The 11,808-nt window shown below is 70.6% G+C and carries 11 protein-coding genes; all 11 read right to left on the bottom strand.

The annotated features are described in order from the left end of the window. Positions 1 to 30: 30 nt before the first annotated feature. From FE256_RS07830 to argC, 11 genes are read right to left on the bottom strand one after another with little or no spacing between them, the layout of a single operon-like run. Entirely contained in the window at positions 31 to 804 is a 774-nt protein-coding gene (locus FE256_RS07830; protein ID WP_138174428.1) for a DUF4184 family protein, read from the bottom strand. 1 nt (position 805) lies between these two features. Next, entirely contained in the window at positions 806 to 2,119 is a 1,314-nt protein-coding gene (gene tyrS / locus FE256_RS07825; protein WP_138174426.1) for a tyrosine--tRNA ligase, read from the bottom strand. A 49-nt stretch (positions 2,120 to 2,168) separates the two neighbouring features. Next, positions 2,169 to 2,882, bottom strand: a complete 714-nt coding sequence (locus tag FE256_RS07820) for a hypothetical protein (protein ID WP_138174424.1) — start codon at positions 2,880 to 2,882, stop codon at positions 2,169 to 2,171. After that, positions 2,879 to 3,526 (bottom strand): SatD family protein, encoded by a 648-nt coding sequence (locus tag FE256_RS07815; RefSeq protein ID WP_138174422.1) that lies wholly within the window; start codon positions 3,524 to 3,526, stop codon positions 2,879 to 2,881. The genes FE256_RS07820 and FE256_RS07815 overlap by 4 nt, the downstream gene beginning before the upstream one ends. A 49-nt stretch (positions 3,527 to 3,575) precedes the next feature. Beyond that, positions 3,576 to 5,006, bottom strand: coding sequence for an argininosuccinate lyase (gene argH, locus FE256_RS07810; RefSeq protein ID WP_138174420.1), 1,431 nt, complete (start codon positions 5,004 to 5,006; stop codon positions 3,576 to 3,578). A gap of 42 nt (positions 5,007 to 5,048) precedes the next feature. Next, complete coding sequence (locus FE256_RS07805) at positions 5,049 to 6,167, bottom strand: heparan-alpha-glucosaminide N-acetyltransferase domain-containing protein (protein WP_138174418.1); 1,119 nt, start codon at positions 6,165 to 6,167, stop codon at positions 5,049 to 5,051. Then, a complete protein-coding gene (argF, locus tag FE256_RS07800; protein WP_138174416.1) occupies positions 6,164 to 7,090 on the bottom strand; it encodes an ornithine carbamoyltransferase in 927 nt (308 codons plus the stop codon). Before argF ends, FE256_RS07805 begins: the two co-directional genes overlap by 4 nt. Next, entirely contained in the window at positions 7,087 to 8,337 is a 1,251-nt protein-coding gene (locus tag FE256_RS07795; RefSeq protein WP_289508580.1) for an acetylornithine transaminase, read from the bottom strand. The genes argF and FE256_RS07795 overlap by 4 nt, the downstream gene beginning before the upstream one ends. Beyond that, on the bottom strand, positions 8,334 to 9,236 hold the full coding sequence (gene argB, locus FE256_RS07790; protein ID WP_138174414.1) for an acetylglutamate kinase: 903 nt from the start codon (positions 9,234 to 9,236) through the stop codon (positions 8,334 to 8,336). Before argB ends, FE256_RS07795 begins: the two co-directional genes overlap by 4 nt. Next, positions 9,233 to 10,390 (bottom strand): bifunctional glutamate N-acetyltransferase/amino-acid acetyltransferase ArgJ, encoded by a 1,158-nt coding sequence (gene argJ, locus FE256_RS07785; RefSeq protein ID WP_138174412.1) that lies wholly within the window; start codon positions 10,388 to 10,390, stop codon positions 9,233 to 9,235. The genes argB and argJ overlap by 4 nt, the downstream gene beginning before the upstream one ends. Further along, the gene (gene argC / locus FE256_RS07780) at positions 10,387 to 11,436 is read right to left on the bottom strand and encodes an N-acetyl-gamma-glutamyl-phosphate reductase (RefSeq protein ID WP_138174410.1); all 1,050 of its coding nucleotides are present in this window, start codon (positions 11,434 to 11,436) and stop codon (positions 10,387 to 10,389) included. Before argC ends, argJ begins: the two co-directional genes overlap by 4 nt. Positions 11,437 to 11,808 lie beyond the last annotated feature (372 nt).

Raw genomic sequence — 11,808 nt, 5'->3', positions numbered from 1 at the left:
CACCCCCACAACCCCGGAAACACGCGGAAGTCACGCACGACGACGGGCTTGCACCGCGAGGGCGAGTGCAACGGTCACGACGGCCCACGCGGTGGCGACCTTGGTGAGGACGCCGTAGATGAGATGGGTCGGCGTGAAGTCCGGACCGAATCCCCCCGCGAGGACGATGGCGATGGCGCTCGACACCATGAGGGCGAGCGGGAGTGAGAGCCACCACGCCAGGCGGGCGGCATCCGGGATCACTCGGTTCACCGGCTGCGGAGCACGACGCGCGAGCCAGATCGCCGCGAAGACGGCGAGGACGACGAGACCGAACAGGCTCGATGCGTGCTGGAGCCACTTCACCCCGGGCAGCGGCCCCCACTGCTCATCGAGGACGGGAAACAGTTGCACTCCCGCCCGTCCCTCGTGCGTGAGGACATCCCACGCGATGTGGGTCAGGACTCCGAGTGCGAGAGAGGCGACGAGCCAGAGTACGGCCGCGACTCCCCCGCCGACGGTCTCGCGGAACGCCGATCGGGCACCGGCATCCCACTCCGCCGGCAACCGCTCGGCGACCGGCTTCGGCGTGAGTTCGCGCACCGCGGGGCGCAGGACGCACCGCCAGACCACCAGAAGCACGAAAGCGACGAGCACCGTCACGGGCACCCACAGCGGATCGTGCGTCATCGCGTAATCCGGCACCATGCCTCGAAGGAACAACGGCAGGTCGGGTGTCATCGCCCCCACGGCGATCGCCGCCGGCACCAGTCGCGTGCGCACGAACGGGAGTGCGACGACGGCGTGGCTCGGCGTGAAGGGCATGTCAGCCGACGAACACTCCGGCGAGGGTCTTCTTGCCACGACGCACGACCGACACTCCCCCGGGTAGAGACCCGGTGACCATGACATCGTCGGAGCCGACCTTCTCGCCGTCCAGGGAGACGCCGCCCTGCGCGATGGCTCGCCGCGCCTCGCTCAAGCTGCTCACGAGCCCTGTCGCCGTCAGCGCATCCACGACCGTCGAGCCCGCGGCGAGCGACGCGTGCGGGAGTTCCTCGAGAGCGGTACGGAGCACCGCGGCATCCAATGCGCGGAGATCACCCTGACCGAAAAGAGCCTCGGTGGCCGCGATGACCGCTTCGGCCGCCTCGGGGCCGTGCACCGTCGTGATCACCTCGCGCGCCAGTCGCTTCTGCGCCGCACGGCGGAAGGGCTCTTCGGCGACGAGACGGGCGTACTCCTCGATCTCGGCGCGGGTGAGGAAGGTGAACACCTTCAAGCGTTCGACGACGTCGCGGTCATCGGTGTTGAGCCAGAACTGGTACATCGTCCAGGGGCTGCACATCTCGGCATCCAGCCAGATCGCGTTGCCCTCGCTCTTGCCGAATTTCGTGCCGTCACTGTTGGTGATCAGCGGCGTTCCGATGGCGTGGGCGGAGACCCCTTCGACGCGACGGATCAGATCGGTGCCGCTGGTGAGGTTGCCCCACTGGTCGCTGCCCCCGGTCTGAAGGACGCAGCCGTACGCGCGGTAGAGCTCGAGGTAGTCCATCCCCTGCAGGATCTGGTAGCTGAACTCGGTGTAGCTGATGCCGGCCTCGGAGTTCAGCCGCGCGCTGACCGCATCCTTCTTGAGCATCGTGCCGACCCGGTAGTGCTTACCGATCTCGCGCAGGAAGTCGATCGCGCTGAGGGGCGCCGTCCAATCGAGGTTGTTGACCATCCGCGCGGCACTGTCGCCCTCGAAGCTGAGGAAACGCTCGACCTGCAGACGCAGGCGGTCGACCCACTCGGCGACCGTCTCCCGCGTGTTGAGAGTGCGCTCGGCCGTGGGGCGAGGATCGCCGATCAGACCCGTCGACCCTCCGACCAGACCGAGCGGCCGGTGACCGGCGAGCTGCAGCCGACGCATTGTAAGCAGCTGGACGAGGTTACCCAGATGAAGGCTCGGCGCCGTCGGATCGAAACCGCAGTAGAAGACGATCGGGGGGCCGGCGAGGAGATCACGCAGGTCGTCCTGATCGGTCGAGACGTGGATCAGTCCGCGCCAGACCAGCTCGTCCCACACCGAATCGAAGGCAGGGTCGTTGGCAGGCTCGAGAGCGCGAACGGAAGCATCGTCGAAGGGCGCGGACACTGTCCCAGGCTATCAGCGGCGACCGGGCGCCTCGGTTGTCGGGCGCCGGTCAGACGCCCCCGACACCCCACCACACGAGGAACGCCGCGGCGAGCGCCGTGACCCAGCTGACGAGGCTCCCGATGAGGAAGTACTCCGCGCGATCGCCGCCCTCGCCGTCGCGCGAGATCTCGGGGAAACGCACGATGCCCTTGGCCGCAAGGACCGCCGCCAAGAGGGTGTAGGCGCTCGCGAGGGTCAGCGCGAAGACCAGGATGCGCTCGAGCGGGCCGATCAGACGCCCGCCGCGCAGGGTTCCGGGGGCGTCGCCGGTGGAGGGGGCCACGCGCTCCCCCATCTCGGCGCGCAGTGCGATGCGGACGACGGCGTTGCCGGACTCGAGGAGGAACAGCAGACAGCCGGCGACCAGGAACAGGACGTCGACGGAGATGCCCTCGCGCGGACCGTACGTGACCCACACCGCCCCGAGCAGTCCGGGGCTCGGACGCGCGGGTGCCACGACCACACAGGCGGCGGCGGCCACGCCCAGCAGCCCCACGGGCCAGAGTCCCGCCCGCGCCGGGCCCGATTCCGGCACGACCCAGGTCCAGATCGCCGCGACGGCGACGGCGAGGAGGCCGGCGACGATGGCATCCGCCCCGGCCGACAGCGCCACCAGCACCGCGGCCGCGATTACGAACGCCGCGATGCGGCGACCGGGGACGAGGCGGCGCACCAGGTCGACGCCGCCGACCGCGACCAGGAGCAGGCCCGCGGCGATCACGACGCGCCCCCGGAGCTCAGCGCCAGGAAGCCCTCGACGACAGCGGCCGACCCGGCGGAGGCGAGAGCCTGCGACACCGCGGACTGCGTGATGCCCTCGTCGGCGGCGAGATCGCGTTGCGACCGCCCCAGGCATCGGCCGTACGTGAGACGGCGCGTGCGTTCGCTCATCGACGACACCAGGTGATCGCGTGAGAGCACGTAGGCATTCGCCAGCGCCACCTCGTGCCGCACGGCGGCATCCGCGGATTCGGAGGCCTCGACCCACGTGCGCGCGAGGGGCGCGCGGCGCTGCTGCATCGTCTCGACCCGCTCGATCGCCGCCCGGGCCGCCCACCACGCGGGCCCCTCGGGGATCGTGCGTCCGTCCAGCTCGACCGGACGCACCTCGCCGAACCCCACCCCGAAACGGCAGTCCACGCCATCGGGCAGGTTCAACCGCACCAGAAGCAGCGACGCCACGGCCGCGCCGATCGTGGCGTACTCGCCCTGCAGTTCGTCGCCCACCACCGCCGTGAGCGGGGCGAGCGCGAGCGGGATGTCGGCGTCGGCGCGCGCGACGGCCGCCGCAATCGCACGCTGCGCCTCGGCTCGATCGCCCAGCTCGCGGGAGCGGACGATGTCGGCGATGACGGCGGCGATCATGTGATCAGCTTATAGCTTATTGATCATGCTTGATAAGCGAATGACTGATTCAGATACCGAGTGAGTGTGCGGCGGCCTGGGCGCGCGACACCAGTTCGGCGCGCTGCTCGTTCACCCTTTCCGGCGCGGTACCGCCGGCGCCGGTCCGACTCGCCACCGATCCCTCGATCGACAGCACGCCCCGTACCTCGGGCGTCAACGACGGAGAGACGGATGCCAGGAGGGCGTCGTCGGCGTCTTCCAGACCGATGCCCCGGTCTTCGCACGCACGCACCAGCGCGCCGGAGATCTCGTGCGCATCGCGGAAGGCGACGCCCTGCCGCACCAGCCATTCGGCGACGTCGGTCGCGAGGGAGAATCCCTGCGGCGCGAGTTCGGCCATCCGGTCGGTGTGGAAACGGAGGGTGGAGATCATCCCCGAGAACGCGGGCAGGACGAGCTCGAGGGTGCGGACCGAGTCGAAGACCGGCTCTTTGTCTTCTTGGAGGTCGCGGTTGTAGGCCAGCGGCAGACCCTTGAGCGTCGCGAGCAGACCGGAGAGGTTTCCGATCAGTCGTCCCGCCTTGCCGCGGGCGAGCTCGGCGATGTCGGGGTTCTTCTTCTGGGGCATGATGCTCGACCCCGTCGAATAGGCGTCGTCGAGGGTGACGAAGCCGAACTCCCGCGTGTTCCACAGGATGACGTCCTCTGCCAGACGAGAGAGATCGACGCCGATCATGGCGGTGACGAACGCGAACTCGGCGACCACGTCGCGCGACGCCGTTCCGTCGAGGGAGTTCTCGGCCGGGCGCGCGAGGCCGAGGCGGTCGGCGACCAGCTGCGGGTCGAGACCCAGGGTCGCCCCGGCGAGCGCACCACCGCCGTAGGGCGAGACCGAGGCCCGCACCGACCAGTCGCGCAGGCGCTCGATCCCGCGGACGAACGCCCAGCCGTACGCCTGCAGGTGGTGGGCGAGGAGCACGGGCTGCGCGTGCTGCAGGTGCGTGCGACCGGGCATGATGGCCGACTCGTGCGCGGCTGCTTGCGAGACGAGCGCGTCGACGAGCCGGAGCAGCTCGCGCGTGATGGTGCGGGAGTGGTCGAGCAGGTAGAGGCGGACGAGCGTCGCGATCTGGTCGTTGCGGCTGCGTCCGGCACGGAGCTTGCCGCCCAGGGCCGGGCCTACCGTCTCGATGAGCACCCGCTCGAGGGCGCCGTGCACGTCTTCGTCGCTCGGAGCGGCGACGAGAGTGCCCGCCCGCACCCGATCGGCGAGGTCGTCGAGACCGGCGTGCATGTCGCGAGCCTCATCGGCGGAGAGATAGCCCGCGGCTTCGAGCGCGGCGGCGTGCGCGTGCGAACCGGCGATGTCGTACAACGCGAGGTCCCAATCGAAGTGCGTGGAGCGGCTCAGCGCCGCCAGCTCGGGAGAGGGCCCGCCCGAGAAACGGGCACCCCACAGGGCGCCCTCGTTCGTGGCCTGACCGGTCTCGCTGCTCATGCGTCCCAGCCTAGCGAGAGCAGCGGACACCACCCGGCCGGGTCAGGGCACGGGCGCCGGGGACGCGGCATCCGGTCGGGCGGGCCCACCCACCACACGACGCACGATGCCGTCGATCAGCGCCTCGAGCGGTCCGCGGCCGATCAGGAGAGCCCACGCCGTGCACGCGGCCACGAGCCCCAGGGTCAGGGGCGGGAACAGTCCGGCCTCGCGCACGCCGAAGAGGTCGGACGTGTCGCCGAGCACCGCGGCGGCGAACACCGCCCATACGACCAGCTGCACCACGTAGGCCGTCAGCGGAAGGGACCCGACGGCCCGGATCGGGATCGCCAGCCACCGCAGCGGCGTCCGGCACGCTAACAGGCACATCCCGATCACGGCGATCGCGAAGCCACCGGAGCCGACGACCTCCCACACCCCCGACGAGTGCGCCTCGGCGCTCCACACCGCGGCGACGTACGGCCCGGCCGCCGACACGGCCGGCCCGGTCACGATCGCGACGCCATACCCGAGGGCGGACAGCGCCGCTCCGATCACCGTGATCGCGGCTTGCACGGGCAGCCGGCGCAGGTCGAGGCGCCCGAGACCCATGCCCGCCAGGAGGAACGCGATCCAGACGGGGAACGGATACGCCCAACCGACCAGCGCCTGCAGCTCCTCTCCCCCGCGTCCGTTCCACAGCGGCGCGGCGTCGAGAACGGGGAAGACCCACGGGGCGACGGCCGCGACGAGGGCCGCGGCCAGAAACAGACCGCGCGGCCGCATTCCGAGGAACGGCAGCGACAGTGCGAAGAGCAGCGCGTACGCCGGGAGGATCACGTAGACGGGGACCCCGGTGAGCACCAGCAGGATGCCGATCACCCAGAGCAGGGCACCGCGCAGGGCCAGCCGCCCGGCGGCGCGGGTACGGGCGGGCCCCACGAGGGGGCGCGTGCCCCCGGTGACCAGCGCGATAGAGACACCGGCGAGAGTGGCGAAGAGGATCGACGAACGGCCGTTGACCACATCGAGCCAGGTCGAGGGGTCGTCCGCATCGAACGGATCGATCGTCACGAGATGCGCGGCGAGCATCCCGACCACCGCCAGTCCGCGCGCGAGATCGATGCCGACGAGCCGGGCCGGGCCGTCGAAACGGCGCCAGGCCCGGCTCGCCCGCGTCATCGGTCCTGACGCAGCAGCCACACCAGCAACGCCTTCTGGGCGTGCAGTCGGTTCTCGGCCTCGTCCCAGACGACGCTCTGCGGACCGTCGATGACCTCGGCATCCACTTCGTACCCGCGGTCGGCGGGCAGGCAGTGGATGAAGATCGCCTCGCCGTCGGCGCGCGCCATGAGATCGGGGGTGACTTTGAACCCACCGAGATCGCGGATGCGGGCGATCTTCTCCTCTTCCTTGCCCATCGACACCCAGGTGTCGGTGACGACGACGTCGGCCCCGGATGCCGCGCCCTCGGGGTCGGAGGTCAACGTCACCGACCCTCCCGTCGCCGCGGCGATGCGCTCGGCGTCGGCGATCACGTCGGCGCGGGGCGCGTACTCCGCGGGGGACGCGACGCGCACGTGCATCCCGGCCGTGACACCGGCCAGGACGTACGAGTGCGCCATGTTGCTCTGACCGTCGCCGAAGAAGGACAGCGTCAGACCGGCCAGCTCACCCTTGTGCTCACGGATCGTGAGCAGGTCGGCCAGCAGCTGGCACGGGTGGAAGTCGTCGCTCAGCGCGTTGACGACGGGGACGCGCGTCCCCCGGGCCATCTCTTCGAGCCCGGCCTGCGCGTACGTGCGCCACACGATCGCGGCGACCTGCCGCTCGAGCACGCGCGCGGTATCGGAGGGGGTCTCCTTGCCGCCGAGCTGGCTGTTCGCGGTGGAGATGATCAGCGGGGAACCGCCGAGATCGGCGATGCCGACAGCGAAGGACACGCGCGTCCGCGTCGAGGACTTGTCGAAGATGACGGCCACCGTCTGAGGACCTTCGAGCGGCTTCTGGGCCCAACGGTCCTTCTTCAGCTCGATCGCAAGGTCGAGGATCTCGGCCTGCTCGGCCGGGCTCAGGTCGTCGTCGCGCAGCAGGTGGCGGGTCACGCGGGGGCTCCTTCGAGGATGAGGGCGTCCGAGACGGTGGCCAGCGCCGCGCCGAACAGGGACAGGAACTCCGCGATCTCGGCATCCCCGATGATCAGCGGCGGTGCGAGACGGATCGTGTCGTCGTTCGCGGCGTTGACGATCAGACCGTGCTCCTGCGCGGCAGCGACGACTGCCTTCGCGACGGGGCTCGAGAGCTCGACGCCCAGGAGCAGTCCACGTCCGCGCACACCAGCGACCAGCGGCGAGCCGAGAGCGACGATCCCCGCGCGCAGCTGCGTCTCGCGGGCGGCGGCGTTGGCCACCAGGCCGGCGGACTCGATCTCCTGGAGCACGGCACCGGCGACGGCCGTGCCCAGCGCGTTGCCGCCGAAGGTCGAACCGTGCGTGCCGGGGAAGAACAGCTCGCTCGCGGCACCGAAGGTGATGAGGGCGCCGATCGGGAACCCGCCGCCGATGCCCTTGGCCACGGTGATGGCATCCGGGACGATGCCCGCGTGCTGGAACGCGAACCACTCGCCGGTGCGTCCGGCACCGGTCTGGATCTCGTCGACGATGAGCAGGGCCCCGTGGCGCGCGGTGATCTCGCGCGCGGCTTCGAGATAGCCCTCGGGAAGCTCCACGACGCCCGCTTCACCCTGGATGGGCTCGACGATGAACGCCGCAACGCGATCGTCAAAGGCGGCTTCGAGCGCGTCGACAGTGGCGTCGATGTGCTCGACCCCCGGCACCATCGGGAGGAAGTCGGCCTGCAGAGCCGGCTTGCCCGTGAGCGCGAGCGCGCCCATCGTGCGTCCGTGGAACCCGCCCTTCAGGGTCAGGATGCGCGTGCGCTCGGTGCCCCGGCCGTGCAGGCGGGCGAGCTTGAACGCCGCCTCGTTGGCTTCGGCGCCGGAGTTGGCGAAGTAGACCCTGCCGGTCTCGCCGGTGCCGGCGAGCCGCTTCAGCCGGGCCGCGAGCGCCAGCTGCGGCGGCGTGGCGAAGTAGTTCGAGACGTGCGTGAGGGTGGCGGCCTGCGTGGAGACCGCCTCGACGAAGGCCGGGTGGGCGTGACCCAGCGCATCGACGGCGATCCCCGCCAGGAAGTCGAGGTACTTCTTGCCCTCGCCGTCCCAGATGTACGCCCCCTCACCGCGCACGAAAAGCGCCATGCGGTCGCCGAAGCTGCGCACGAGGTCGCGTCCGGCATCCTCCTGCCACGAAGGGCCGCGCAGCGACGTCGATTCCTGTGTCGTGTCCGCGTTCACGCGACCACCTCCGTTCCGATTCCCTTACTGGTGAAAAGTTCGACGAGCACCGAGTGCGGCACGCGGCCGTCGATGATCGCGGCCGTGGGCACTCCCCCGTCGACGGCGTCGAGGCACGCCTGCATCTTCGGGATCATGCCCGACTCCAGTCGCGGCACCATCGCGCGCAACTCGGTCGAGGTCAAGTGCGACACGAGGGAGTCGCGGTTGGGCCAGTCGGCGTACAGACCCGGGACGTCGGTGAGGACGACGAGCTTCGCGGCCTTCAGCGCCACCGCGAGCGCGGCCGCCGCGGCATCCGCGTTGACGTTCAGCGACGCACCCGGATGGTCGAGGTCGGGCGCGATGCTCGACACGATCGGCACTCGGCCCGCGGCGAGGTGATCGAGCACCGGCTGCGGGTCGACCGTGACGACATCGCCGACCCGGCCGAGATCGTGCTCGACCCCGTTGACGACGACGCCGCGACGGCGACCGCCGAACAGCCCCGCATCCTCGCCGCTGAGCCCCGTCGCGAGCGGTCCGTGCGCGTTGACCTTGGCCACCAGCTGCGGGTTGATCTGCCCGGTCAGCACCATCCGGACCACGCCGATCGCCTCGGTCGAGGTGACGCGGTAGCCGCCGCGGAATTCGCTCGGGATGTCGAGCCGGTCGAGCATCGACGAGATCTGCGGTCCTCCGCCGTGCACGACGACGGGCTTGACCCCCACGTAGCGAAGGTAGGCGATGTCGGCGGCGAAGGCGTCCTGCAGCTCGTCGCTCACCATCGCGTTGCCGCCGTACTTCACCACCACCACCTGGTCGCGGTACTTGCGCACCCACGGCAGCGACTCGACGAGAGTCACCGCCCGCTCGCTGGCTTCGGCCGGATCGGTGTCCTGGATATCGATGTCGCTCATGAGGAGTAGGCGCTGTTCTCGTGGACGTAGTCGTGCGTGAGGTCGTTGGTGCGGATCGTGGCCGCGGCCTCGCCGACCCGCAGGTCGATGACGAGGTCGGTCGCGCGCGGGGTCAGGTCGACCTCTTCGCGCGGGCGATCGGGTCCGCCCGCGGTGCACACGCGCACACCGTTCATCCAGACGTCGACGTCGTACGGGTCGAAGTCGGCGGACGTCGTGCCGATCGCGGCCAGGACGCGTCCCCAGTTGGGATCCTGTCCGAAGATCGCGGCCTTGAAGAGGTTGTTGCGGGCGACCGAGCGACCGACCTCGACGGCGTCATCCTCCGAGGCTGCGCCGACGACACGGATCGTGATGTCGTGGCTGGCGCCCTCGGCGTCGCCCTGCAACTGGGCGGCGAGGTCATCGCACACCGCGGTCAGCGCGGCGGCGAACTCGTCGGCATCCGCCCGGATGCCGCTGGCGCCGCTGGACAGGAGGGTCACCTGGTCGTTCGTCGACATGCAGCCGTCCGAATCGAGGCGATCGAAGCTCACCCGGGTCGCCGCGCGCAGGGCCGCATCGGCCTGGGCGGCGTCGAGCACGGCGTCGGTGGTGACGACGACGAGCATCGTGGCCAGCCCGGGAGCGAGCATGCCCGCGCCCTTCGCCATGCCGCCGATGGTCCAGCCCTCACCGTGGTGAACGGCGCGCTTGGGACGGGAATCGGTGGTCATGATCGCCAGCGACGCGTCCTCGCCCCCGTCCGCCGAGAGGGCGGCGACGCCCTTCTCGACCCCGTCGAGCACCTTGGCCCGGAAGACCTCGTCGCCGGTGCCGATCAGTCCCGTCGAGCACACGACGACGTCGCCGGCCCCGACGCCGAGGAGCTCGGCGGCGCGCTCGGCCGTCTGGTGGGTGGTCTGGAAGCCGAACGATCCGGTGAAGCAGTTCGCGCCACCGGAGTTGAGCACCACGGCCTCGACGACACCGTCGCGCACGACCTGCTCCGACCACAGGATGGGGTTGGCCTTGGCGCGGTTGGAGGTGAAGACGGCGGCACCCACCTTGTGCGGACCGCGGTTGACGACCACCGCGACATCGCGCGCGCCGGTCGATTTCAGGCCGACGGCGACACCGGCCGCCTCGAATCCTGCGGGGGCGGTCACGCTCACGGGGCGACTCCGTTCGTCGGAAGCGCCGTGGTCTCGGGGAGACCCAGCGCGATGTTCATGGACTGCACCGCGGCGCCCGCGGTGCCCTTCACCAGATTGTCGACGGCCGCGACGATCACGACGCGGTTCGCCGCGCGGTCGATCGCGAGACCGAGGGATGCCACGTTCGCGCCGAGCACGTCGGCCGTCCGCGGGAACGTCCCCGCGGGAAGCAGCTCGACGAAGGGCTCGTCGGCGTAGGCGCTCTCCCATGCGTCGCGGATCTCGGCATCCGTCACGCCCTCGCGGATCCGCGCGGAGGAAGTCGCGAGGATCCCGCGCGCCATCGGGACGAGCACGGGGGTGAACGAGATCCGGATGCCGTCGACCGGCGCCCCTGCGGCGCGCAGCGCCTGGCGGATCTCGGGGATGTGCCGGTGCGTGCCGCCGACGGCATAGGGATTGGCGGTGCCGAGGATTTCACTCGCGAGGAGGTTCGTCTTCGCGGCTTTTCCGGCCCCGCTCGGGCCCACCGCGAGCACCGAAACGATGTCGCTCGGGTCGATGACACCCGCAGCAACGCCGGGAGCGAGCGAGAGCGACACGGTCGAGGCGTTGCATCCGGGTGCGGCGATCCGCGAGGCCCCGCGCAGGAGCTCGCGCTGCTTGCCGCCGCCCACGAGGAGTTCGGGAACGCCGTATGCCCAGGGCTCGGGGTGGACACCGCCGTAGAAGGCGGCCCAGTCCTCGGGCGAGACGAGCCGATGGTCGGCGCCGGCGTCGATGACGAGCGGGGTGTCGACCAGGGCGTCGGTGTACTGCGCGGACTGCCCGTGCGGTAGGGCCAGGAAGACGACATCGTGACCGGCCAGCACCTCGGGCGTCGTGGGCTGCAACTCGAGATGCGCGAGGGAGCGCAGGTGCGGCTGGTGCGCGAGGAGGGGCTGCCCGGCACTCGAGTGCGCGGTGACCGTGCGGATGTCGACGTCGGGATGATCGGCGAGCAAGCGGAGGATCTCGCCGCCCGCGTAGCCGGAGGCGCCGGAGACGGCGACCGAGAGGGTCATGGATCCACCTTAGGAGTCGGGGCTGGTGCTGCATTCAGCGTGAACCGGGGCGGCGACGCCCGTATGCCCGACCGACGGCGGGTTACGAGGTCGCCGAAACTCGGCGTGCGACCCGACGTCGACGCACCACAACGGTGCTCACGGAGAGCTCCTCGTTGCAGACGACGATCGACGACATTCCGCGAGAGTATCCGGCCTGCGCCGACGGGAGCAAATCCGCCGCGGGAGGGCGCCCGTCTCGACCGATGCGAGGGCATCCCTCGACATTTCTCAGCTTGTCCCCCATTTGGGGGACAAGTACGGGGTATGCTGATCGCACCTGCCCTCATCGTCGGCCACTTCCGACTGCCCCCTCGCCGGCGATGAGGGCAG

This window comes from Microbacterium sp. 5K110 (assembly GCF_005774735.1).
In the GTDB taxonomy this organism is placed as follows: domain Bacteria; phylum Actinomycetota; class Actinomycetes; order Actinomycetales; family Microbacteriaceae; genus Microbacterium.
This window is presented reverse-complemented; position numbering and strand designations above follow the sequence as displayed.